This is a genomic window from Paenibacillus abyssi (assembly GCF_014640295.1).
Lineage (GTDB): Bacteria > Bacillota > Bacilli > Paenibacillales > Paenibacillaceae > Paenibacillus_D > Paenibacillus_D abyssi.
This window is the reverse complement of the sequence record NZ_BMGR01000007.1, coordinates 185,475-211,016: the sequence shown is the minus strand read 5'-3', so window position 1 is coordinate 211,016 and position 25,542 is coordinate 185,475. Positions and strand designations below refer to the sequence as shown.

22 protein-coding genes are annotated in these 25,542 nt (G+C 50.7%); 9 read left to right on the top strand and 13 right to left on the bottom strand.

All coding sequences use genetic code 11. From position 1 onward, the window contains the following. Positions 1–36: 36 nt before the first annotated feature. Positions 37–222, bottom strand: a complete 186-nt coding sequence (locus IEW11_RS12280) for a YjfB family protein (protein WP_188531348.1) — start codon at positions 220–222, stop codon at positions 37–39. A 164-nt stretch (positions 223–386) separates the two neighbouring features. Between IEW11_RS12280 and IEW11_RS12275 the strand changes: the two genes are divergently transcribed. After that, entirely contained in the window at positions 387–1,265 is an 879-nt protein-coding gene (locus IEW11_RS12275) for an aldose epimerase family protein (RefSeq protein WP_188531347.1), read from the top strand. 94 nt (positions 1,266–1,359) lie between these two features. On the opposite strand, the gene IEW11_RS12270 is transcribed toward IEW11_RS12275, so the two are convergent. The 5 genes from IEW11_RS12270 to ftsE form a co-directional block, all read right to left on the bottom strand. After that, a complete protein-coding gene (locus IEW11_RS12270; RefSeq protein ID WP_188531346.1) occupies positions 1,360–2,652 on the bottom strand; it encodes a PDZ domain-containing protein in 1,293 nt (430 codons plus the stop codon). Positions 2,653–2,803: 151 nt separating this feature from the next. Continuing rightward, positions 2,804–4,270, bottom strand: a complete 1,467-nt coding sequence (locus IEW11_RS12265; RefSeq protein ID WP_188531345.1) for a S41 family peptidase — start codon at positions 4,268–4,270, stop codon at positions 2,804–2,806. A gap of 140 nt (positions 4,271–4,410) precedes the next feature. After that, positions 4,411–5,589: a murein hydrolase activator EnvC family protein gene (locus tag IEW11_RS12260; RefSeq protein WP_188531344.1), complete on the bottom strand. Its 1,179-nt coding sequence runs from the start codon at positions 5,587–5,589 to the stop codon at positions 4,411–4,413. Between the two features lie 12 nt (positions 5,590–5,601). Then, complete coding sequence (gene ftsX, locus IEW11_RS12255) at positions 5,602–6,519, bottom strand: permease-like cell division protein FtsX (RefSeq protein WP_188531343.1); 918 nt, start codon at positions 6,517–6,519, stop codon at positions 5,602–5,604. Further along, positions 6,509–7,195 carry a cell division ATP-binding protein FtsE gene (gene ftsE / locus IEW11_RS12250; RefSeq protein ID WP_308422728.1) on the bottom strand — a complete coding sequence of 229 codons (687 nt, stop codon included), beginning with the start codon at positions 7,193–7,195 and terminating at the stop codon, positions 6,509–6,511. Before ftsE ends, ftsX begins: the two co-directional genes overlap by 11 nt. Before the next feature lie 221 nt (positions 7,196–7,416). Here ftsE and IEW11_RS12245 point away from each other — a divergent pair, with 221 nt between their 5' ends. Next, positions 7,417–8,934 carry a VanW family protein gene (locus IEW11_RS12245; protein ID WP_188531342.1) on the top strand — a complete coding sequence of 506 codons (1,518 nt, stop codon included), beginning with the start codon at positions 7,417–7,419 and terminating at the stop codon, positions 8,932–8,934. Between the two features lie 97 nt (positions 8,935–9,031). On the opposite strand, the gene IEW11_RS12240 is transcribed toward IEW11_RS12245, so the two are convergent. The 3 genes from IEW11_RS12240 to IEW11_RS12230 form a co-directional block, all read right to left on the bottom strand. After that, entirely contained in the window at positions 9,032–10,903 is a 1,872-nt protein-coding gene (locus tag IEW11_RS12240; RefSeq protein WP_188531341.1) for an LTA synthase family protein, read from the bottom strand. A 268-nt stretch (positions 10,904–11,171) separates the two neighbouring features. Beyond that, positions 11,172–13,076, bottom strand: a complete 1,905-nt coding sequence (locus IEW11_RS12235; protein WP_373289322.1) for an LTA synthase family protein — start codon at positions 13,074–13,076, stop codon at positions 11,172–11,174. Positions 13,077–13,144: 68 nt separating this feature from the next. Continuing rightward, complete coding sequence (locus tag IEW11_RS12230) at positions 13,145–14,590, bottom strand: PDZ domain-containing protein (RefSeq protein ID WP_188531340.1); 1,446 nt, start codon at positions 14,588–14,590, stop codon at positions 13,145–13,147. Positions 14,591–14,837: 247 nt separating this feature from the next. On the opposite strand from IEW11_RS12230, the gene IEW11_RS12225 reads away from it, so the two are divergent. From IEW11_RS12225 to IEW11_RS12195, 7 genes are all read left to right on the top strand, one after another. Further along, complete coding sequence (locus tag IEW11_RS12225; protein WP_229725211.1) at positions 14,838–15,164, top strand: LytTR family transcriptional regulator DNA-binding domain-containing protein; 327 nt, start codon at positions 14,838–14,840, stop codon at positions 15,162–15,164. A 260-nt stretch (positions 15,165–15,424) separates the two neighbouring features. Further along, the gene (locus IEW11_RS12220) at positions 15,425–16,588 is read left to right on the top strand and encodes a Gfo/Idh/MocA family protein (protein WP_188531339.1); all 1,164 of its coding nucleotides are present in this window, start codon (positions 15,425–15,427) and stop codon (positions 16,586–16,588) included. A gap of 14 nt (positions 16,589–16,602) precedes the next feature. Then, a complete protein-coding gene (locus IEW11_RS12215; RefSeq protein WP_188531338.1) occupies positions 16,603–17,673 on the top strand; it encodes a Gfo/Idh/MocA family protein in 1,071 nt (356 codons plus the stop codon). 23 nt (positions 17,674–17,696) lie between these two features. After that, positions 17,697–18,572 (top strand): sugar phosphate isomerase/epimerase family protein, encoded by an 876-nt coding sequence (locus IEW11_RS12210; protein WP_188531337.1) that lies wholly within the window; start codon positions 17,697–17,699, stop codon positions 18,570–18,572. A gap of 3 nt (positions 18,573–18,575) precedes the next feature. Beyond that, the gene (locus IEW11_RS12205; RefSeq protein WP_229725209.1) at positions 18,576–19,460 is read left to right on the top strand and encodes an AraC family transcriptional regulator; all 885 of its coding nucleotides are present in this window, start codon (positions 18,576–18,578) and stop codon (positions 19,458–19,460) included. Between the two features lie 365 nt (positions 19,461–19,825). Next, positions 19,826–20,722 (top strand): aldo/keto reductase, encoded by an 897-nt coding sequence (locus IEW11_RS12200; protein ID WP_188531336.1) that lies wholly within the window; start codon positions 19,826–19,828, stop codon positions 20,720–20,722. Positions 20,723–20,744: 22 nt separating this feature from the next. Continuing rightward, entirely contained in the window at positions 20,745–21,719 is a 975-nt protein-coding gene (locus IEW11_RS12195) for an aldo/keto reductase (RefSeq protein WP_188531335.1), read from the top strand. A gap of 68 nt (positions 21,720–21,787) precedes the next feature. Here IEW11_RS12195 and IEW11_RS12190 read toward each other — a convergent pair whose 3' ends face one another. The 4 genes from IEW11_RS12190 to IEW11_RS12175 form a co-directional block, all read right to left on the bottom strand. Beyond that, complete coding sequence (locus IEW11_RS12190) at positions 21,788–23,221, bottom strand: MFS transporter (RefSeq protein ID WP_229725207.1); 1,434 nt, start codon at positions 23,219–23,221, stop codon at positions 21,788–21,790. A gap of 81 nt (positions 23,222–23,302) precedes the next feature. Next, positions 23,303–23,935 carry a cysteine hydrolase family protein gene (locus tag IEW11_RS12185; protein ID WP_188531333.1) on the bottom strand — a complete coding sequence of 211 codons (633 nt, stop codon included), beginning with the start codon at positions 23,933–23,935 and terminating at the stop codon, positions 23,303–23,305. Between the two features lie 51 nt (positions 23,936–23,986). Continuing rightward, the gene (locus IEW11_RS12180; protein WP_188531332.1) at positions 23,987–24,337 is read right to left on the bottom strand and encodes a nitrile hydratase accessory protein; all 351 of its coding nucleotides are present in this window, start codon (positions 24,335–24,337) and stop codon (positions 23,987–23,989) included. 18 nt (positions 24,338–24,355) lie between these two features. Further along, the gene (locus tag IEW11_RS12175) at positions 24,356–25,378 is read right to left on the bottom strand and encodes an ABC transporter substrate-binding protein (protein ID WP_188531331.1); all 1,023 of its coding nucleotides are present in this window, start codon (positions 25,376–25,378) and stop codon (positions 24,356–24,358) included. Between the last annotated feature and the right edge of the window lie 164 nt (positions 25,379–25,542).

The following is a 25,542-nucleotide window of genomic DNA, read 5'->3' as shown; positions in this document are numbered from 1 at the left end:
TTCTCTGTTGAGGATGCCCTTTTGTCTTTGTTCAGGTCAAATCTTGATATCCAAGTTTTTGCCTAGATGAGGATGGGTGCTTTGTGCCATCATCTCAATCATCTGGTTGTTCTGCTGTTTGGCAAAATCCATCACGTTTGAGAGCACTGCAATTCCTACATCCTGCTGCAGCTTGGCCGTAGACATAGCTGTTGAAGCGGCCGCGGCACTTGAAACGTCCATTCTTCTCGCTCCCATCTTATGAATAAGCATATCCGCCCGGAAACAACTCAGCGGTATCTACATTATCGGCATGGCCGCTCGCTTTATTTAGTCTATAAAAATATGATAAACTCCATTCGTAAGCAAATTCACATCCAAAGATGCAATCAAGGGGGCTTTTCGAAATGGCGAATTATAAAGTGAATATATCCCAAGAAACCTATACAATGTACGAGCTTGTTGACGAAAAAAGCGGTTCTTTTGTCCGCATTTGCCCTGAACGGGGCGGGATCGCCACAGAGCTAACGTTAAACGGACAACCGCTGTTCTATCTGGACGAAAGCACTTTTCTCGATCCTTCGGCCAATATACGCGGCGGCAATCCGATTCTGTTTCCGATTTGCGGTCAATTAACCGATATGCAATACGAGTGGGACGGACATACCTATACGATGAAAAACCATGGCGTAGCCAGAGTAATGCCTTGGGAGGTCGTCAGCACCCGGGCAGACAATGATGCCGCGTTAACGATCCGGTTACGAAATGACGCGGCGACCCTGCAAGCCTATCCTTTTGAATTTGAGCTTTTGTTCACCTATATTCTGCAGGATGGCGAGCTTCGCCTGGAGCAGCACTACAGCAACCTGTCCGATCGGCCGATGCCGATGTATGCCGGCTTCCACCCGTACTTCCGAACCGACAACAAGGCCATAACCTATGAGACGGATGCTACAACCTACTTTGACTACAACGATAACCTTGAGAAAAAGATTCAAGGTCCGATCGATCTCAACGGGTTGGTTGAATCGGTAGCCCTTCTTGATGCGAGCAAACCGGAAATCAAATTTGATTTATCGGGAGGCTGCCGCGTGAAGATGGCCTACAGCGAGCATTTTACCTACGTTGTGCTGTGGTCGGTGGAAGGAAAGCCTTTCGTATGTGTAGAGCCATGGATGGCCAAGACCAACGAATTGAACCGCAAAGAGGAGCTGCCGGTGGTGCCTGCTGGAGAAGCGGTTGATGCCTGGCTGTCCATTTCTTGCGAGAAGACGGGCAGCGTATAATAGTCGCACAGCGAAAAGAAGGACCTGTCCGAAACACGGCAGGTCCTTCAACTTGTTAAGAAATAAAACAACCCCGTAACGATAACCATTACCTTCATTGCGTAAAAGATGAAGAATCCCGCTGGTAAACCGTGCGTTCCCGCCGTACGACATCAAGTAACGATGCCGGCTTGGAAGCCGCATAGTAATCGGCGCGTTCATCCGGCGCGAGTATGACCCCCAGTTGATGATGCTCGCCGGCAAATCTTGCACGCTGCATAAACTTGATCTGCCCTTCGTGGTTGAGCACTTCAAGCTTACAAAATGCCGAATTCTCATGCAGAGCTTCATACAGCTCCTCTTTCGTCCGTACACGATGCCCGTTTACCTTGTACAAAATTTCTCCGGCCATAATCCCCAGTTCATCCGCCGGGGTGCCCGGCACGACGGCAAGCACGCGCAAGCCCCTGTCATCATGTACATAAAGCGGACTGCTCTGTGCTTCCCTGCGCGAGCTGATCCATACCATGGCCTCATGCAGCAGCAATGCACATAACGCGGCGGTCAGCGTTAGCGGCGGCCACCAAGCAGCAGCTCCTGCAATAAGGATTAACAAGAGACTGTAAAACAACAGCCCTTTAGAGGTTTGCTTTACCTGCTGGCCCGGCAGCAAAGAACGCGTCACTTCACTAAAACCGATGACCATCGGAAGACCGATCATCGTAAACCCGGCTGCCCATATATCGCCTCCAAACAGCGGTGTCCAAGGCAATAACGCAGCGGCCGCGCTGTCGGTGTGAGCCGGAACAAGCAGCAGCAGCGGCACCGGCCAGTAGCCCTGCAGCTGAAAACCGCCGACAAGCCTGCCGCGTTTCCCCTCAAGAAACATTGGGCTCACGATTCGACTGCCCTGCCTGCGCAGCAGCAGCGACTCAGCCGCATGCATCAATGCGACAAGCAGCAGCAGGCCGGGGATATCGAGCGACGCAAGCGATTCGGCAGTGGCCTTGATCCACTCTCCGCTTCCGCTTAGATCGAACCAGCCTATCAGCCATTGCAATATGCCAAGCAATCCCACACTGTAAGCAAAACATAAGAACCGGACCCGGAACAGAACCAGGATCGCAGCCATCCCCCATATCCAATAAATCGCTTCGGGCGTAATCATGACGCCGATAAAAGCGGCAGCAAGCGAAACCACGATGCCTGCCGCCAATCCGGAAACAAGCGTGCGTACGAGCAAAATCGGCCAAACCTGCAGTCTGACATGGAACAGCTTGCGTTCCATTCTCGTCTGCCTGAAATAGAGCAGTACAATCAGCAATACAGCAATATAATAAAACGGTTGGATTAGCAGCTGCAGTGCGGCCGTGCCAGCCTGCCGCAAAAGCTCCATTGCAATGTCCAATACTTCCACTCCCTACTGAGATTTACACGTTATCTCAAACGCAACTTCATAATCAGTCACAAAAAAAGAAGGCCGGGCATCAGCCGCCGCCAGCGGCCGATTCCAACCTTCTAATCATTCGACAAACCTGCCTGAAAATCCTGCTGCAAATTTATTGTGTACCCAGACGTTCCTGAATCACGCGAACCGCTTCAGCCAGCTGTCCGTCGTTTTTATCGTCGCGAACCCAATTGATTAACTCCTGTTCCAGAAGCTCTGCTGTTTTTGGATCGGCTTTCCCTGTCACCGGTATTCCCTCTTTACTTTGGAACGCTTTAACCGCTTGTTCGGTCTGATTGCTAAAGTAGCCATCCTTACGGTCCACTTTATAACCCAAGCCGCTTAACATCATTTGCATACTGCGCACTTCTTCTCCGAGCATGTCTTTTGTAAGCGTGGTTGACTTGGCTAATCGAGGAGCGCTGTAATAATCCGGCGGCAGCACCTCGATATCCGGTTCAATCCCTTTTTCATTGACCCAGTTGCCATGAGGAGTTAACCATTTTGCGATCGTCATTTTCACCAGGCTCCCGTCACCCAGCGCCTTATTATAGCTCACCTGTACGGTTCCTTTGCCGAAAGTCGTCTCGCCCACAATCGTCGCTCCGGCTTCCTCGCTCAGCGCGCCCGCCAATACCTCCGAAGCGCTCGCGCTGCCTTTGTTCACCAGAACGGCAACCGGATAAGGCTTGCTCGACCCTTGAGACAGCGTCTTATCGACCTTTCCGTTGCGCTCCTCGACTTGAACGATTGGTTTGCCTTTTGGAACGAACGGCTGCGCCACCGAGACGACGACCGGCAGCACCCCTCCCGGGTTATTGCGAACATCGATGATTAAACCCTTCATGCCTTGGCTTTCCAGACGCTCCAGCTCTTCATTGAACCGGTCTCCTGTATTCATCGAGAATTGGCGAATTTCAATCTTGCCGATTTGATCAGGCAGCATCTTCGCGTACACGGTTTCCACATCGATATCATCGCGAATAATGATCAGCTGTATCGGTTGAGAAACGCCTTCACGCTGAATTTCAAGCTTCGCCTTTGTCCCTTTCGGCCCACGGATTTTGGCGACCGCCTCATTAAGCTTCAAACCGTTCAATGATTCCCCGTTTACGGATAAAAGCACGTCTTTGGGTAGCAATCCCGCGCGCTCCGCCGGTGAATCCTTAATGGGCGCCACAATGGTAATGTTCCCATTGTCCATCGTCACTTCTGCGCCGATTCCCGTAAACGATCCTTCGATCGACTCGGAGAAATGTTCGGCGGCTTCCTCCTCCATATAGACCGAATAAGGATCGTCAAGCGCAGAGATCATCCCGCTTATCGCACCGTCCATTACCTTGTCGCGATCGACTTCCTTATAATACTTTGTCTCAATTAACGAAAGAACGGCATTGAGCTTGGCCATCTCCTGCCTATTCAAGCTCTCTGAAGCCTGTTGAGACTCCGCGGAGGCAAGCCCGGTCCGGCTGCCGATTTCACTGAGTACCGCACGGTCTGCAAATGTCAGTGTCACAATAACCGACGCAACCATCGTTAATAATACAAACGCGAATACTGTACGGCCTTTAAACTGCATGTTAGCCACCACCTTCAAAACTTAACCGGTTTTCATTGCCCCTGCTAGTATATGACAAGCCGCTGGAAATTATTTGCGTCTGCCCCATGAGGCTGTCACAAGACTGCAAAATGGATAAACGAAAGAAGGCAGGCACTTGGCTAGCGAATATAGTTCAGTGGATTGACAGGCTTCTCATCCTGGCGCACTTCGAAGTGAAGATGCGGTCCGGTCGAGTTCCCCGTTGTTCCGACCTCTGCAATTTTTTGTCCGCGTTTAACCTTTTCGCCGCTTTCCACCTTGATTCCGCCCGGCTTAATATGAGCGTATAATGTCCATAATCCTGCACCATGATCGATGATGACCGTATTTCCATATCCGCTCGTTGCTTGCGCGACGATGACAACACCCGATTCCGCAGCATAGATGGCCGTCCCTTGCGGTGCCGCAAAATCGACACCGTTATGCATCTTGCCCTTCACTCCGGTTATCGGATGCGTACGCGGCCCGAACTGTGAGCTCATCCGGTAACCGTCGCCGATTGGGCGCAGCAGCTTGCCGCCCTTGTAATGCGTTTCTACCCTATTCTTCTCTTTTTCCAAAGCAGACACCTTCTTGGCTAGTGCCATCAGAAGCTCTTCCTGCTCTGCTGAGATATCTTCAAGCTCCTCCATTCGTTTGTTATATTGGAGGATCATCACTTCTTTTTCCTTCTCTTTTGCAACCAATTGGGTATGATAGGCTTCTAAACGGCCGTAGAGATCACGAACTTCGGCCAGCTTAGTCTCTACTTCCTGCTTTTTCTGTATAATCAGCTCTTTATCCTTCTTGTGTTCATCCAGAATATCTTTATCCTGATTCAGGATCGATTGAAGCGCATCGAAACGGTCGATAAAGTCGGTAAAGTTCGTTGAGCTAAGCAGTACATCCATATAGGAGACGAACCCGCTTGTATAAAGCAGGCGAATCCGCGATTGCAGCAGCTCGTCCCGCGCTTGAATGCGCATTTCCGCATCTTCAAGGCTTTGTCCCGCTGCCAGCAATTCCGCTTCGGTCTCCACAAGACGCCCGTTAACATTTTGCATGTTTACGGCCACCGTGTTGATTTGATTCATCACTTCATTGATCGATTGTGCCGTCTGCTCTTTTTGTTCCTCAACGGATTTGAGGTCTTGCTCGGCTTGCGTCTTATTATTTGCCGCCTCTTTCATTTCGGTGCGGACTCTCTGTATCTCTTTGTTGATCTTGTCTACCTCTGAGGCCGCTTCACCGTCAGTTGGTTGAAATAGAACCGCCGCTGCTATGACGACCGCTAGAATTGTGAGTGCTTGTTTCTTCACTAATTCAATCACCTACACTTTCAAGTACTTTCGGACGGAAATCGTACTGCCCCAAATGCCGATCGCCGTTCCCATGCCGATTAACAACGCTGCAACCAACAGTCCTGACTCTTCAACGGTGACTAATTTTATCATCATCAAGCCCAATTCCACCTGGGATACCTGTACCAGCTGAGAGTAACCAAACAGCAGCAGAGCGACCGTGACAAGCGAACCTAACAGTCCAATCAATGCACCTTCAATGAAGAACGGCCAACGGATAAAATTATTCGTCGCGCCCACGAGCTTCATGATGCCAATCTCTCTGCGTCTTGCCAAAATCGTGATTTTGATCGTGTTGGAAATGAGAAACATCGCTGTAATTGCTAAACCTGCGACAATAACCAATCCGATATTCCTCACGGCGGTCGTCACTTTAAACAGCGTCTCTACGGTTCCTTGTCCGTATTTCACACTGCTGATCGGTTGTTCGCCTTCCGCTTCATTAATCGCGCTGATTTTTTTGGCGACAAAGGCAATCGTCTGCGGATCTACCACTTCCACCGTGAACGAATCGGGGAGCGGATTGTTCGTATTATCGTAACCTTCGAGCAATTCGTTGCCATCTTCGCCTAGGTTAGTGCGAAGCATCTCCAGCCCTTCTTCTTTCGAAACGAACTTCACTTTGCTCACTTCGGGCATATTGCCGATCGTATTGTTTAACTGTTCGATTTTGGCTTGCTCGGTATTTAATTGAAGAAAGACGCGAATCTGTACCTGGCTTTCAATCTGGCTGGCCAGATTGTTAACATTCATCGCTAACAGCATGAATACGCCTAGAATGAAGAGCGAGATGCCGATAGAACTGATGGAAGCAAATGACATCCAACCGTTGCGGACGACATTTTTTACGCCCTCGCGCAGATGACGGAGAATAGTGCTAAATTTCATAACCATACTCCCCTCGCGCTTCATCGCGTGCAATGATGCCATTCTCAATTGCAATGACGCGCTTGCGTAAACGGTTCACAATTTCGCGGTTGTGGGTTGCCATGACAATCGTTGTCCCGCGAAAATTAATTTCTTCCAGCAGATTCATAATTCCCCATGACGTTTCAGGATCAAGATTGCCTGTCGGCTCATCCGCGACAATCACCGCCGGGTTGTTGACGATCGCGCGTGCAATCGCAATCCGCTGCTGCTCGCCCCCGGACAGCTGCGCCGGCAGACTGGCATGTTTGCCGCGCAACCCGACCAACTCCAGAACCTCCATCGTGCGGCGTTTAATGATGCGTCGCGGAGCTTCGATCACTTCCATAGCAAAAGCGATATTCTCGTAAGCAGTCAGCTTGGGCAGCAGGCGGAAATCCTGAAAGATAACGCCGATATTTCGCCGGACGAACGGGATCTTGCGCTGTTTAAGCTTGCCTATATTAAAACCGTTTACCGAGATTTGCCCTTTGGTCGGCACCTCCTCACGGTAAATCAGCTTCATAAATGTCGATTTACCGGCACCGGAAGGGCCGACTAAATAGACGAATTCATTACGATCTATACGCACGGAAACACCACGCAGCGCATGATTACCGTCAGCGTAGGTCTTCCATATATCTTGCATTTCAATCACATTATCACATCCTGTAGATAGTTCCAGCATATAAATATTCGACATAAAGCCCACAATTCCTTTTAAAAGTGATCAAATCGACACCATTCTAATAATTCTCATCATTTTCCTGACCGGCTGCTCCGCAGCTAACCTCTTTATTTCAATGGCAGATTCCGGGACGTCGGCGCATAAATATAACTAGCAGCCACTGCGGGTTAACAGGAAGAGGTGATACACAATTGAAAAAGCTTCATGCTGCATGGATTGCCGGATGTTTGCTCCTCCTGCTTATAACGACAAGCTGGGGCCTTCTGTATGTATACGCATCGCAGAATAAGGTGCCCGGCCATACCGTTGTGGGAGGAACGGCAATCGGCGGACTGGCTATCGATCAGGCATTGGATCATTTAGAAAAGGCCTGGGATGGCTTTGAACAACGGGAAATCCACATCACTGCAGGCGCAGCTGCCGCCGATGAGAAAACATGGACGTTGGGGGAGCTTGGTTTTCAGGTCGAACGCAGCGAGGTCCGCTCTGCAATCTTGAAGCTGCGGGAGGGAACGCTGCTCGAGAAGGCAAAGTACCGCTATTATTTTCCCCGCTCCTATGAACTGAAGCTCCAATGGAATAGCAAGCTGTTCGAGAAGAAAATCCGCGAACAGTGGAATTGGCTCGAATTCAGTGAGCCGGCCAATGCCGGGCGGGAGATCAATGCCGCTGATGAGGTGATCTATAAGCCGCACATCGATGCGTACCGATTGGATGTGGAGACGCTCTTCTTGCAGATCCAGGCCTGGGCGGTAACAGGCGGACACCCGCGCCCGGAAAATGAGCTGTTCGAAGGCAATTCCGCCACGATTTCATTGGAAGTCCCGCCCAAGGATCAGACAACATTCCAGCTGCCGCTGAAAATTATCCAGCCTGCTATGACATTGGAACGGCTGCAGGCACAGGGCATAGAGCGCAAGATCATGTCCTACACCACCGATTTTACAGCCAGCTCCTCCGGGCGTGCCTTTAACGTCACTTCTACCGCCCGCACGCTGCAGGACTGGGAACTTGCGCCGGACGAGATATTTGATTACCGCAAGGTCATCCATACTGCAGAGGAGCACTACGGATTTCGGGAAGCTCCCGTCATCCTTAACGGCGAGCTTGTTCCGGGCATAGGCGGGGGCATCTGCCAAGTATCCAGCACCCTGTATAATGCCGTGCTGCTCGCAGGATTGGAGATCGTCGAACGGCGCAATCATTCGCTCCCCGTTTCCTATGTGCCATTGGGACGCGACGCCACCTTCGCGGACGGTTATTTAAACTTCCGGTTTCGGAATACAACCGGAAAGCATCTGCTGATACGCACGGAAACGAAGAACGGCAAGCTGACAGTTAAGCTGTTCGGCACCATGCCTAACCAGATCGAGTACCGAATCGAATCGGAAACAGTCAGGATCATCGAGCCTCCGGTTAACGAAGTGCCAAGCGCGGAAGTGCCGCCGGGAGGTCGGGTTACGCTGCAGGAAGGGAAACCCGGATATGAGGTAGAGACGGTCCGCATCAAGCTGCAGGACGGTAAAGAGGTGTACAGGGAGCGGATTTCAAAGGATACTTACCGGGCTCAGCCTGCTATTGTAGGCATACCCTCTCTACCAGGCGGCAGAGAAGAGCGGATCACCGGCGAGGATGTAAGCCAAAGCAGCAGCCTATCCCAGTCAGAGAAGCCGCTCATCGAAGATGGTATACGTTTGTCTCAAAGTTAGTCAAACAATAGAAACAGCCTTCTCCATATTGGAGAAGGCTTAGCTTATTTATAAACCCGAATGATGAGAATTCTGGAGAAGCGTAGTAGACGTTACGTTACTCTTCCGTTTTTGGCTCACGGTCCGGCAGTTGGCTTACATAGCTGTCCGAGAGATGGAGCAGCCTCAGCGCCCGGTTGTATTCATCCTCCGAAGAGCCGCTGCCCATTCCGCCGTCACCTGAAAGCGGATATTGGGTTCCGTCCTCGTACCCGCTTCCCGGCATGAACAGCGACGTGCCGCTGACAAAGGAACCGGAAGGCAAATAGTAACGCTGCGGAAGCACATTATAGGTTTGGTTAATCAGGTCCTGGCCAAAGTGGATATGATTGTCAAGCGACATGCCCATCAAATTGGCGATGGTCGGCAGCAAATCCACCTGTCCGCCGATCTGCTCGAATACGGCAGGATAAGTCATCCCTTCGGAAATGATAGCCATCGGGATGTTAATCATGTCCGTATAACCATATTCACGGCCGTATATTTCTGCCATGAGCGCTTTATCATCATTATCCAGAGAATAGATCGGCAAGCCGAGATGGTCGCCATAGATGACGATCATGCTATCTTGCCAGATTCCGCTTTTCTTCAGCTCGTCAATAAATAGCCCAAGCGCATAATCGGCATAATTCTGGGAGCGGATATAATCGCCGACAAAAGTATTCTCATAACGTTCCGGAAGCTTCATCTTATACTTGCTCTCGGGAATCGTGAACGGATGATGGGCCGTCATCGATATGACTTGCGAATAAAACGGACGGCCTGATTCATGCATCTTCTTTAATTCGTCTATCGTCTTATTGTACAATACTTCATCCGATGGACCGAAAAACACGGTATCATCCGTTCCGAAGTAAGATTGATCGAAATACCGGTCGAAGCCAAGCGCCTTATACATTTCACCGCGATTCCAGAACTCCACGACATTCGTATGGTATGTTGCCGTACTGTAACCAAGCTCTTTCATCAGCTTCGGCAAGCTAGGAAGCTCCTTGCCCGCATATACGCCTGATGCCGCGCCGCGCGGCGGGATGTAAAACGACGTATTTACAATAAACTCCGCATCCGATGTGTTGCCTTGCCCCACCTGTTGGTAAAAGTTAGGGAAGTAGAAATTTTCCTTCATCAGCCGGTTCATATTTGGCGTTACCTCTTGGCCATCAAGCTTTAACCCGATTAAAAAGTCCTGGAAGGATTCCATTTGGATAATAATCAGATTTTTTCCTTTTGCTGCTCCCCAATAATTCGGCGCAAGCGGCTGCTGAATGCCCTTTTCCCGGTCAATTGCATCCTGTGTAATCTCTTCCATCGGCGTTAATTCTTGATCATCATTGGCGAAGATTGTATAGGCCTCATAGTTGAGAATGCCCATGTCCTCGGCCTTCTTGATTTCATTCATGCTTGCCCGGTTAGGCATAATATTCACAAAGCATAGGACCAACGACAGAACGAACAGCGCCATGACAACGCCTCTCTTCTCCCGTTTGGCCGCAAAGTTTTTCCAGGAAGCAATCTTTTTATTTCTAAATAACATATACCCGAGAATGATGATATCGGTGAAGATAAACAAATAGTAGGGATCCATTAAAGAAAATACGCTATTTTTGACCGCCGTTACCTGATTGACCTGATCAAGCGCGTGATACGTGACGATAACGCCGTAATATTTATAATACATAATGGCGGCAAAAAATATCCCCGTTACGAGCAGATTGACGAGCAGATAGTAAGTCAGCTTGCGTTTAGTCGCAAACCACTCGATCAAGCAGAATACAAGCCAAATGAACGGAATTTCCGTAAGCAGCGGCGTCAACGAAATACCGCTGTCAAATATCACGAGATAAGCAAGATAACTTTTAAGAAGCAGAATAATAGAAAAAAAGACAAACGGTTTTGTTTTCAAAGACCGCAACGAAGTTGCCAGTGACATTGTGCTCTCCTTCTTTCCCAAAAGAAAACAGGCCGGTTCCGTTCTAACCGCCCATTTCCCGATTAATAGTCATCGCCCTGAAATGCATCAAAGATTCGTATGAATTTGAATTGAACAGGAATTATTATGCTACGCCAGCTCATGCGATGTCAAAAGGAATTTAGCTCCATCTCATGTTCTAAACGGTTCAAATTCACGATTTGTTGCGGAAATATGAATTTTATCTTCGATTTTCTTGAATTTTCCAATTAAAGCTGTCGAACACCGGTCATTTATGCTCCGGAAGCTGCCTGATGTAGCTGTCGGATAAACGAGCCAGCTCAAGCGCCCGGGCATACTGCTCTTCCGTTACGTCGGATTCGGTTACGGTATGATCTCCAATCGCATGGATAGTCCCATCCTCGTAACCGCTGCCCGGCATGAATATAAGTTTATCATTAATAAAGGAACCGGACGGAAGATAGTATCGCTGGGGCAGCAGATTTGAGGACTGATTTATCAGATCCTGACCGAAATAAATGCGATCCTTTAGCGATATGCCAAGCAAGTTGGCGACAGTGGGCATAATATCGCTCTGGCCCCCCGGCTGATTCAGCGTACGATGCCCCTCAACACCTGGAATGGAAAGGATCAATGGAATGTTCAGCATGTCCGAATAGTCGTACTTTCGCCCAAGAATGTCATGAAGGAGCTGCCCATCCTTATCATCGAGCGAATACATCGGCAGACCGAGATGATCGCCATATATAACGATCAAGCTGTTCTCCCACAGCCCGTTCGCTTTCAGCTCATCAACAAAAAGGCCTAGTGCGTAATCCGCATAATTCTGGGCAATCATATAATCCCCCAGGAACGTGCCTTCATAATCCTCCGGAAGCCCGATCCTGACTTTATGGCTGGGAATTTCAAACGGATGATGGGCCGTTAACGCAATGACATGGGCATAGAACGGCTTCCCTTCCTCGCTTAACCTCTGCAGCTCTCCGGCTGTTTTCGCATACAGCACCTCATCGGAGGAACCAAACGAGATGATATCTTCATCGCCAAAAAACGGCTGATCATAATAACGGTCAAATCCGATCGCCTTATACATCTCGTCACGATTCCAGAAGGCTACATCATTCGTGTGGAACGTCGCCGAAAAATATCCATGCTCCCGCAGCAGCTTAGGCATACTCGGAAGCTCCTTATCCCCGTATATCTGTGATGCCGCTCCCCGCGGCGGAATATAGAACGAGGTGTTCACGACAAACTCCGCATCGGATGTATTGCCTTGCCCAACCTGCTGATAAAATGTCGGGAAATAATGCCCTTCAGAGAGCAATTGATTCATCCTTGGCGTCACTTCACGCCCTTCAAGCTCCAGACCGAGCAAAAAGGCTTGAAATGCCTCCAATTGAATGATAATGACGTTCTTCCCTTGGGCCGCGCCCCAGAGCTCCGGTGCAACTGAAGGCTGGACGCCTTTCAACTCGCGAATCACCTCAGGCGTTATGGATTCCAGAGGTACCGCTGCATCCTGTCTGTCGGCGATAATTGTGTAAGCCTCATAATTGAGCAGCCCCATTCCGGCCGCCTGATTCAATTCATTCATGCTCGCCCGATGCGGCCATACATTAACAAAGCAGATAGTTATTAATAACACAAAAGCGGCCCCAGTGAATCTGCCCTGCGTTTTTCTTGCGATCCGCTTTCTCCGCTCCCGCGCCATCCTTCCGGCAAAGAACCAGACGCTAAGCACGATAATATCAATAAAGATCAGCAAATATTGCGGATCAACCAGCGAGAATACGCTGTCCTTCACTTCCGCTACCTGATTCACCTGCATTAAGGCATGGTAGGTCACGATAACACCATAATATTTATAATACATAATCGCTGCGAAAAAGACGGTCGTTACCAGAAGGTTAACCGACATATAGAGTGCTAATTTTCGCTTGGAAGCAAACCATTCAATGAGGCAAAACAGCACCCATACGGAGAAAATATCCGTAACGAGCGGCTTCCATGTCCATCCGCCTTCAAAGATGACAAACCAGGTCAGATAGATTTTGACCAGCATAATGCATGAGAACATAACAAAAGGCTTTGTCCAGATCCCCCTGATAAAGCCGCTGGCGTCAGCCGCGTATGAATGCGATTCACCCGGCAGCCGATTACGATTGAACATCATCGTCTTCCTTCCTTAAACCCACGGTTTGACAGGACCATTATACCTCATTATGGATTCAATAAAAAACCTCATTTGGGATTATCAGCCAACCACTCCAACATATCGTTAAGCGAGCCGACGGGAACGATATTTAATTGAGGCGCGCCCAGCCGCGCCGTCTCCTCCTGTCCCCGCGGCACAAAGAACACATCTGCACCTGCGCGTGCAGCTGTAAAAGCTTTTTGGCGGAGCCCTCCGATTCTTCCGACCGCACCATCGGCTTGAATGGTGCCGGTAACGAATACCCTGTTCCCTCGGGTGACGCCGCCCGGCGTCAGCTGATCAAGCAGCGTAAGCGCAAGCGCCGCGCCGTGCGAGGGTCCTCCCTCATGGGCAAAATAAGAGCGGAACTCAACCTTGCGCGGCAAATCAAGTATCAGATCATCCATAACCTGGATCCCGAACGCAGAACGGCCAGGGTAATCGGGATGCTCTACCGTCTCAATCCTCAGCGATTGCTCCGCTCCTGCCCTTAGCACCTTCAACTGAACATATGCACCGGGCTGCACAGGGCGCATCCGGTCTCTGAGGTCTAAGGTTGACACTACGGATTCGCCATTCAGCTCAATAATCACATCACCCGGGCGCAAATATCCGTAAGCCGGTCCGTCAACCTCCACATTGAGCACCATAGCGCCATGCGATGTCGCCCCCCGGCCGATCCCCGCGGCTTGGAACGCCACGGCGCTTCCAAGCTCGTCTGCTTCCATCTTCATGTTCCTCACCAGGCTTTCATAAGAGCCGATCGGCATACCGAGCCTTTCAATCGGACGGAACACATAGTGCGGAAACAGCTTCGCATACAACCAGTCAGCGGGAAACGCCGGCCGGTCAAACACAAGCAGGCCCAGAATTTCCCCCTTGACGACACCGCCTTCGACAACCGCATAACGGTTCATATTGACCGTTACTCCCGGATAGGTCACCAGATTAGAGGTCGGCCAAAACAAGGCCCATAATATGGCGCACGAAAGCAGCAAACCGCTTAAGCCCCGCCATGGTAATATACGGGGCCTGCGCCTCCACTCATACGCGCAAATATCCCATATAGCAAGCAGCCATCCACAGCCCATCATCACGATAAAACTGACGGTTAACGACAGCGTCAATTCCTTGCTTGCACCCATGACAATCAGAATGGCAGCTGCGGCGCCTGAAACGATAAGTGTCAGCCCGCGCCGTAATACATCCCCATATAAAATCTTGCTTAAACCCTTCATAAACTTGCCCCGGCCGCGCGCTTCAGCCATAAATGCCGCCGTTTCCTTACGCGCGGCGATAATCCCGTCAATTGAAGCAACCATCCATAACATCGGGGGAATCAGCAGCAGGTATATCAAGCTATCCAGCAGGTCGATCAAATATAATGAGGGACCGAAGCGGAACCGGTCCGGCAGCCAGATCAATTCACCCAACACAAACAACAAAATGGCTGCCGCCATTCCATATACGTACATTTGCTGCCAACGTCTCATAATTGTCCCCGCCCCCTCCATGCTGCTGCATGACGAATCGAAATTTACCTTATCATACCATTTCATGGATCACTCTTGCGATTTATTAACCTGTTTGACGAAAGGCAGACGCATACAAAGCAGCTATTATATGCTTATAAACAATGATTCGACAAAAGAAAACCCTTTCACACCCCATCTAGGTATGATATAATGTAAGCGCTAACAAATTATTATTTGTTAATTCTCTTATGGGGGGAGCTTGAAAATGATGAGTGTAGCGTTGGAAGCCAAAAGTGTGTATGAATTTGAGGTAGCAACGGACATTCTTTTTTTCAAAGTCGGGTCGCATAACTTAGTCAGCTTTCATGGCAGGAACTATCATATAAAGAAAAGGATGTCTGCCGAACAATTGCAAAAATTAGTTGCCGAGACCGGTTTTGTCCAAGTCAGATCGGACTGTTACGTGAATGTCGGGAAAATCAGCTCCGTCGAAGATGATCATCTCTATTTCGGCCAGAAAAACGGCGATTGCAAAGCGATCCCCGTCACCCGCAGAAAACAGCAGTTGATCAAGGACATTATGCGTTCTTAAACAAACAGCAACGGCTGCTGCCGCCTTTGGCAGCGTAAGAGCAATTAAAGGAACCGTCAGGGATTCATCTCCCCGACGGTTCCTTTACGTTTAACGGCATATTCACAGTTTATATTTTTGTTTGTATTGCTCAGTACAACCACAGTTAAATGAGTACGTCAGATCGGATAACCGAGGTAAAGTTTTTCAGATCAAATCCATGTTACAATAAAAAAAATGAAAACGCTTTGATTTTCTTATTCCCGAAAGGATGTGCACAAATGGAAACCGTTAGAATCGGGATCGTCGGCCTTGGCAATATGGGGACCGGACACGCTCAGTATTTGATTCGCAATGAAGTGAGAGGCGCCATACTGACAGCCGTATGCGATCCGCGCCCGGAACGATTAAATTGGGCTGAAGCCGAACTCGGCATCAATGTCGCCCGATTTTCCAGCCTCGAAGAGATGTGTCAATCCGGCACGGTGGACGGCATATTGATCTGTACTCCGCATTACGATCATCCCGAGCAAGCGATCACTGCACTCCAGCACAATTTGCACGTACTCATCGAAAAACCGGCCGGCGTATACACCGCCCAAGTACGGCGTATGAATGAAGCCGCTGCGGCAAGCGGAAAAGTATTCGGCATCATGTATAATCAGCGCACCAATCCAATGTATGCAAAGCTCAAGGACTTGATCTCATCTGGCGAGCTCGGTGAAATACGGCGAACCAACTGGATTATTACGAATTGGTACCGCGCCCAGAGCTACTACGACTCCGGCGGCTGGCGCGCGACATGGGCAGGCGAAGGCGGAGGCGTATTAATCAATCAGGATCCGCACCAGCTTGACTTATGGCAGTGGACGACGGGACTCATGCCCACTCGCGTCCGCGCATTCTGCTCCTTCGGCAAGCATCGCAATATCGAGGTAGAGAACGATGTCACCGCATATGTGGAATACGAGAACGGAGCTACCGGATTATTTGTCACCTCCACTTATGAAGCGCCGGGCACGAACCGCTTCGAAATTTCCGGCGACCGCGGCAAAATCGTCATCGAGGACGATCAAATGACATTTTGGCGGCTCCGCGTTCCCGAATCGGAATTTAACAGGACGTACAAAGGCGGATTCGGCCAGCCTGAATGCTGGAAATGCGATATCCCCATCGCAGGCGGCGGAGCGCAGCATCTGGGCATTACACAGGACTGGGTTAACGCGATCCTGCACGATACGCCACTGCTCGCTCCGGGCGAAGAAGGCATAAAAGGCCTGATGTTATCCAATGCGATGCTGCTTTCCACTTGGACGGACAACTGGGTAGACCTGCCGATCAACGAGGAACTGTTCTATTCCAAGCTGCAGGAACAAATCGAGCGCTCAGACAGCACCAAAAAAGCAGATGACTATAAAACCCTGAACGTCAGCGGAACCCATTAACGGAGGTAAAAACAATGAGCAAACAAGACGGCATGAACTACGCGCCGCAAGGAAAACCCCGTCCAGTCGTGGAACGGGGAGAGTTTTCCTTCGCCGCGATGTCATTGGAGCACGGCCATATCTATGGCATGTGCAATGGACTAATCGAAGCCGGCGGAACATTAAAATGGGTCTATGACCCGGACCCGGACAAGGTAAGCCGGTTCTGCGACACCTATCCCGGCGTCGGCGTAGCTTCCTCAGAACAGGAAATCCTGCAGGATCCCGAGATCAGGCTGGTCGCTGCGGCGGCTATCCCTTCCGACCGCGGCCCGCTGGGAGTCAAAGTCATGAAGCACGGCAAAGATTATTTCACCGACAAAGCGCCATTCACTACGCTGGAGCAGCTGGAAGAAGCCCGGGCCGCCGTTGCCGCAACAGGCCGAAAATACGCTGTATATTACAGTGAACGGCTTCATGTGGAGAGCGCAGTTTTTGCCGGACAGCTTATCAAGGACGGTGCGATCGGCCGGGTTGTACAGGTGCTCGGGCTCGGCCCACATCGGTTGAATGCGCCGTCGCGGCCCGACTGGTTCTTTAAAAAAGAACAATACGGCGGCATTCTTTGCGACATCGGCAGCCATCAGATCGAACAATTTTTGTATTATTCCGGCTGTACCGATGCGCAGGTGCTGCACAGCAAAGTAGCGAATTATAACAATAAAGATTACCCTGAGCTCGAAGATTTCGGCGACGCTACACTGCGGGGAGACAATGGCGCAACGCATTATTTCCGCGTCGATTGGCTGACACCGTCCGGACTCTCGACATGGGGTGACGGACGCACATTATTACTGGGCACAGACGGTTACATCGAACTTCGCAAATACGCCGATATCGCCCGGGGCGGCGGCAATCAGCTGTACCTCGTCAACGGTGAGGGAGAGCGGCGCATTGAGCTCGAAGGACAGGTCGGGTTCCCTTTCTTCGGGGAGCTGATTCTGGATTGCTTGCACCGGACAGAACGCGCGATGACGCAAGCACACACCTTCAAGGCAGCAGAACTTTGTTTGATTGCACAACAGCAAGCACAGCGCATTGAATAATCGGATGGAGGTTGAACCTAACGATGAAACTTTCCATATTCACGGTATCCACCCCTGACCTGACGCCCGAGGCGCTGGCTCAAGCCGCAAAGGCAGCCGGCTTCCACGGCATCGAATGGCGGTACAAGGAAGTGCCGGAGGAGGCCAAGAATGAAGCTCCGTCCTTTTGGCGCAACAATCTGTGTTCCATCTCCCCTTTTGGCGGAGAAGCGGAATTGGAACGCTTCAAGCAAATCACCGCCGAGAGCGGCCTCCAAACGGTAAGCGTCACACCATACTTAACATCCGGCGATCTCGAGGCGACCGAAAGCGTGCTGCAGGCGGCCCGCTATATGAACGCCTCTATGATTCGCCTGGGCATTCCCGCTTATAACCGAAGCCGGCATTTTAACGAGCTGTTCGAGCAGAGCAGAGCCTATCTGCGCGAAGCCGCGGCGCTTTGCAAACAGTACGGCATCAAAGGCGTTATCGAAACCCACCACCATACGATTGCACCCAGCGCCTCATCGGCCTACCGCCTTGTGGAAGGCTTGGATCCGGAAGCGGTCGGCGTCCTGTATGATCCAGGCAACATGGTACACGAAGGCTACGAGAATCACCGAATGGGCTTGGAATTGCTGGGCCCTTACCTTGCCCACGTCCATGTCAAGAATGCCGGTTGGTTCCAATCACACGATTCAAAAGGCGAAGGCACAGCCACTTCTCCGGTAGAATGGGTATCGCAGTGGGCCGGATTGCAGGCCGGAATCGTACAATGGAAGCCATTCATCAGCGACCTCCGTTCAGTTGGCTATACCGGATATCTCGGCCTGGAGGATTTCAGCGGCCAATTCGATTCCGTCGCCATGCTGAATTATTACGCTGAACGGATGAACACGCTGCTGAACGAGGAGTTATAACACGTGTGGAAGACTCCGTCTATGCTGCCAACCGCTTCCGACCGAAAAGGCATGATTGATTACACATTCCGTTCCACCAGTCCGATCGATCCGGTACTGCATTCGCATTCGTACTATGAGGTGTACTACTTTCACGAAGGAAAATGCAATTATTTGATTGGCGATAAAATCTTTGTCCTGGAGCCCGGCGATCTAATCATCATGTACGGCATGACGCTGCACTGCGCCAAAATCGACAAAAGCGTCGAATATGTAAGGTCCATCGTTCATTTCGAACCGGATATCCTGCGTCCGTTTCTTGAGCCGCCGTTTACGATTAATGTGCTGCAGCCCTTTCAGGAGCTCAAGAACCACCGCATTCAATTGCGCGGCAAAGATAAGGAAGAGGCCGAGCGAATTCTTTTCTTTATGCACGAGCAGCAGCAGCGGCAGGATCGGATCGGTGACAACCGGATGCGGCTCGCATTTGCGGATCTGCTGTATTTCGTATATGAACGGTGCCTGCAGCCGCTGCAAAGCAGGCCGGAGCTGCCCTCGGAGAAAGAACGGACAGTACAGGGCATCATCTCTTTTTTGGAGCAAAATTATGCGGAAGATCTGAATTTGGAGCACTTGCAAGGGCACATGCACTTGAGCAGATCGTATCTCGCCAAAATTTTCAAAGAAGTAACCGGGGTAACGATATTCGATTTTGTCTACAGATGGCGGATTAATCAGGCCCGGATTTTGTTTTTGATCCAACCGCAATTATCGGTGACTGATGTGGGGTTCCAGGTCGGATTTAAACATCTGGCCCATTTCAGCCGCTTGTTCAAACAGCATATCGGCGTTACCCCGGAGCAGTACAGAAAGCAAGTAAGGCAAAGCGAGACTGCAGAAAGCGAGTAAGCAAAGCAAGACGGCCCCGGAGCAGCATCCGAGGTCCTGAGCCTAATTTTGCATACTGAACAGAAGGCTGCCCTTTAGAGGCAGCCTTCTGTTTTTAGCTTTGCTAGCATGGTGTCTGTTTAGATCGCTTGGCGGGGTGCCTAGCGATCTTCTTTGAGGTTCTGCGCAATGGAGCCGGAATCGAGGGCCACGGCTTCCAACGAATAGGCAAACCCAAATACCCGCTTCTCCCTCTTGGCCACTAGTTTTTTCACGGCTACTATACCTTAGCGAACTACGTATATTAAATTTCACTACTTTAATTGTCACTCTCTCTTTCTCTATAATAGAAAAGGGGATCATCAACGTTACGAGGAGGATGAAACATGGAACAACGATTGTACGGTAATACGGGCATGAAAGTAAGCGTTCTCGGGTTTGGAGGCGCAGAAATCGGCTACAGGGGCGCATCGGTGTCCGATGTAGAGAAACTTCTTGGCACTGCGCTCGATGCAGGCCTAAACGTTATCGATACCGCCGAATGTTACAAAAACAGCGAAGAACTGATCGGCAAGACCGTATCCCACCGGCGGGATGATTATTATTTATTCACGAAATGCGGCCATGCCTCCGGCATCGAGCTGGAGGACTGGGATCCCAAGCTCCTGGAGCAAAGCATTGACCGAAGCCTTAAGCACTTGCAAACAGACTATATCGATGTGATTCACCTGCACAGCTGCAGCGAGGAGCTGCTGCGCCGCGGCGAGGTCATCGAAGTGCTGCAGCGGGCAAAACAGCAGGGGAAAACCCGATTTATCGGATACAGCGGCGACCATAAAGCTGCCTTATACGCAGTTCAGAGCGGGCTGTTCGATTCCCTGGAAACCTCAGTGAATATCGCAGACCAAGAAGCTATTGATCTGACCCTTCCACTGGCTGCCCAGCAGGGCATGGGCGTTGTCGTCAAACGGCCGATCGCCAATGCAGCCTGGCTGACAGGCAGCAAGCCTGAATCCGAATACAGCCATGCCTACTGGGACCGGCTGCAGGCACTCGATTACGACTTCATAGAAGCCAGGTCGCCGCAATCTGTCGAGACCGCACTGCGGTTCACGCTCTCCGTCCCGGGTGTGCACACAGCTATTGTCGGGACGAGCAATCCAAACCGTTGGATAGAGAACGCTCAACTAATCGCTCAAGGCAATTTATCAGAGGAACGGTACCGGACCATACGCTCCACGTGGAAAGAAACCGCTGCAGCAGACTGGATCGGACTACAATAATTTTCAACAGAGGAGACCTGACATGACAACTATCCCATTACAGCGGCGCGGCATCCCCGTCAGCCGCCTCATTCTGGGCTGCATGCCGCTTGGCGGCGGCTGGAATCAAGACCCGATTACACAAGAGCACTTCAAACAAGCAAGCGCAGCTGTAGAAGCCGCCCTCTCAATCGGCATCAACATGTTTGACCACGCCGATATTTATACGATGGGCAAAGCGGAGATCGTTTTCGGACAAGTCCTTAAAGAACAGCCGGGGCTGCGGGAAAAAATGTTTATTCAATCGAAATGCGGTATCCGATTCGAAGACGGTCCAGACGTTCCGCATCGCTTTGATTTTTCCAAGGACCATATTCTCAGCAGTGTCGACGGCATCCTGACCAGGCTGGGGATTGAGTATCTCGATTTCCTGCTGCTGCACCGTCCCGATCCGCTGATGGAACCGGAAGAAGTCGCCAGTGCGTTCCACGATTTGAAAGCGGCCGGAAAAGTCCGCCATTTCGGCGTTTCCAATATGAGCGCAGGTCAAATCCGCCTGCTTCAGGCCTACAGCGACGAGCCCCTTGTCGTCAATCAGCTTGAGATGAGCCTCTCCCGCATCGGCTGGCTCGAGACCGGCGTACATGTCAATCAGGATGCCGCAAGAGACAATACCTTCCCTGAAGGCCTGCTGGAGCACTGCCAATTGGAAAATATTCAAATCCAAGCCTGGGGCCCGCTTGCACAAGGTTATTTTTCCGGCCGTTCCGTAGAGGATCAGCCCGAAAATATAAAGAAAACGGCAGAATTGGTGCAGCTCATGGCTAAGCAAAAAGAAACAACAGCGGAAGCGATCGTGCTGACTTGGCTTATGAGGCATCCGGCCGGCATCCAACCGGTTATCGGCACCTCCAATGCCGGCCGCATCCGCGCTTGCGGAGAAGCCGAGAAGGTTACGCTCAGCCGTGAGGAATGGTATAGCCTCTACCTGAGCTCGCGCGGCAAACGTTTACCATAATAAAAGCCGATTAGTTCGGTCATTAATAAAAGCCGTTGATCCTGAAGTTCTAATCATGAACTCCAGAATCAACGGCTTATTTGGTGTGCGGCCAACGCCCTTCTCTTATGCTGAAACGCTGAAAACAGATGCACAGCATACATGACCGCAACTAGAATGGCAGCTAAAGCGAATACCGCCCCAAAGCCTGAGCTTACCTTCTCTTCCGTAAGCATATACGATGACGATGGATCGCCCGGAGATAAAACCACCAATGCGCCTGCAGCCACAGTCCCGAATATCATGCCCATATTCCGGCTAAGCGCAATCATGCTGCCGATCAGCCCAAGGTAATGTTTCGGCACGCTCCCCATTGTCAGGCTGTTATTCGGCGAATTGACCATCCCCATCGAACTCCCGAGCAGCACCGTAAAAACAATCACATAAAGAACCGTTGAATTTGCGGACAGAAAGCTAAGCGCCGACAAGGAAGCCACCATGCATGTAAGCCCCGCATAAATGATCGGCATGGAGCCAAGCCGGTCGGATAACCTGCCGCTAAGGGGCGCAGCGATAATGAGCGTGGCCGGATAGGACAGCAGAATAAGCCCGACGAGCGCCGGCTGCAGATGCAGAACGCTGAGCAAATATACAGGCAGGACCAATTGAGCCGAAAATGCGGCCATATTCGTAATCAGCGTCGTGCCCATCCCCAATCGAACCCGCTGCTGCCCGAATATCCCCAATTGGATAAAAGGCGTATGCCCGATGCGGTCCCAGCGCCTCGAAACACTCCACAAGATGAAGCCGGCCAAACATACGGTGAAAAGTGCAAAAAGAAGCAGAACGGCGAGTGAACCCCAGCCCCATACACTGCCCAGATTCAATCCGGTAATTAATCCGGTTAACGAGGCACCGAATAATGCCGCACCCATCCAATCGAGCCGTGAGCTGCCGGCAGGCTGATCCTTCGGAATAAAAGCCTGGGCCAACAGCCATGCAATCAAAGAAAATACCGTGAGGAACCAAAAATTCATTTGCCAGGAAAACCACTGCAGGAAAATCCCTCCCAGGCTCGGTCCAATCATGGAACCGGCCGCGACGAAGGTACCGGTCAAGCCAAGCGCGCTTCCTCTTCGCTCCGGCGGAAAAAGAGAAACGACAAGCGCCATATTCGTCGCCTGATACATGGAGGCTCCGATTCCTTGAAGGACTCTGAAGGCGATCAAGCTCCCCAGATTCGTTGACAGTGCACAGCACAAACTTCCAAGCATGAACAGAAGAATGCCCGAATTATGAATCAACCGCTTCCCCTTTATATCGCCTAACCGTCCCATTAAAGGGAGGCAGGTCGATACGGCAAGTAAATAACCAGTTACGATCCACTGAACCGACTGGATAGATTGCCCGTAATCGGCTGCGATATCCACTAACGTGATATTGAACATGCCAGCTGTCAACGTGGAGATAAATGCCCCCAGACAGATCACATATTGAACATGAGATTGCGTATTGTTTTTCAAGATGCGGCTCACCTGCATTTCATGGAGTACAAAGGAAGGAGGCCCCCATAAGAGAACCTCCTTCCTCCTATTGATCTCGTCCTAGCTCGGAACGCTTATCTCTGTCTGAGCGGCCCATGTGACCATTAATTGATTCGTATCCACCACAGCTCCAAAATGGTTATCAATGTTCTCCAGCGTCATTTCATGGGCCCTCCCGGAGTATGCGGAGCATGCATCCTTTACCAAGGCGATGTTATAATCCATCATAAATCCATCCCTGGCTGTCGACTCCACGCATACATTCGTCGCAACCCCGGTTAATACCAGCGTCTCCACCTTCAAGGTCCGGAGTACCGAATCCAGACGGGTATTGATGAACGCGCTGTAACGGTGCTTGTTTACAACGATTTCACCCGGGAGCGGAGACACTTCATAAAATTCAGCCCCCCAGGTTCCAGTCCTGCACACTTTACCCGATCTTCCATTGGTACGCATCGTCCATGAAGCGGAATCGGTAGCCGCTTCATGGAGGGTTTGAATGTAGATGACCGGAACGCCACTTTTTCTAGCGCTATCCAACAGCAGGTGCAAGCGGGGCATCATATCGGAGATGCTGCTGACATCACTTCCCCTTTGCGCGCAAGCCCCTTCCGGATGACAATAATCATTCTGCACATCCACGACGATAACCGCCGCTTTGCGGGGATGCAAAAGCTCATTCGACATTTCCATCTGAATCACCTCACTAATTTTTTCACTTCAAGCCATCCTTCGCATACCGGATCAACAAATATGATGCCGCCTGCCCGTCTGGAATTCGGACGTCCTTGTCTCGAGCTGCTCCGATTTCAGCACTTCCGCCTCAAGCAGCACCTTCTCGAAAGCCTTTACCCAGTGGTGATAATAAGAAGCAACCATCTCCGCCTCGGGTTGGCCGCGCTCAGCCTCACCAATCTCGCGGGCAAACTTGCCATTGAACGACTTCCACGGATAAACTCCCTTTTCGGTCATCAGCACCGCCATCGCAAAGATTCTTCCTTCCCACGGCGTTTTAAACACAAGCTCGCCATTGTCGCGGGGCAATTTCATCGACTCTTGAATATCGCTGATCAAAGCTTTGGCATCCTGGCTCATCTGCACCCTCCCTTTCATTTACTCCACGGCATCGGCGTAACGATTGTCCAAAATATCCTCTGGATTTACATCCTTCGCCGCCGGATTAGTCGTTGCCGCCAATTCATCCAGCAGGAACTGAATTTCACTTTCAGGCACGTGAAGATCGGTCGGCCAATAGGCTTTAAAATACTCATAAGCGCCATCAAGCGCCTCCATATCCGTTACTTTCGTCCACTTGGAAAGAGCCTCCATCGTCGCTTCCTTCTCTGTCTTCGCAAGGCTGCTGGCCTCGGCATAGGCTTTGTAAAAATTCTCGATCACTTCCGGATTTTTTTCTGCATAAGGCTGATGGACCGCCCCGATCATGTACAATCCTTTAATCCCATCCAATTCGCTCATCGTCGCCACTTTTTTGAGACCCATATCATCCGCTTGAAAGGACATAGGCGGGACAAGAAGGCTGGCTTCTACCTTCCCTTCGCTAATTGCAGCCAGGCCTGTGTTGCCGATGTACAAAATTTCCACATCTTTTCGGGGCTCCATTCCGATGGACCGCACAAGAGTGAGAATCGCGTATTCCGGATTAGAGCCGGGAGCCGACACACCGACTACCTTGCCTTTCAAATCCTCCACCTTATCAATATTCTTGGCATATAACATGAACGGAATAGAACCGATTGTGCCGGTCAATTTGACCTTATCCGTTTTCACCGCCGCATCGACAACATTGGCTCCGCCAAAAGCGATTGGAACGTCACCCGTTATAACGCCAGCCGTAGCTGCCGCAACATCCATGGAAGACAGATTGACCTTTAAGCCGTATTTGGCCCAAATATTCTCTTCCTGAGCCAGATACATCGGTCCGTAAGCAATACCGGAGGCCGCAATAGCGACTGTGACCTCTTCAAGCTCTTGGTCGGCAGGCTCTTCGGCCGCACCCGCACCAGCCTCCGCGCCTGTGCCGGTAACGGTGTTGCTTGTACTGCCGCCGCCGCAGCCGCTAAGCGCGATCAGAATAACGATCAAGAACAGATACGCAAACTTGTTTTTTTGAATCACAGCTACTCCAACTCCCCAGCTTCTTTTTTTGTTTTATACTGTATTTGCTCAACAGCCCTGCTATATAAATAGATGCTCGGTGAAGCTACCTCCTTGATATGTCATGTATTTGAATATATAATAACATCAAAGAATAATTTACACGTAATAGGAAATGCTGATAG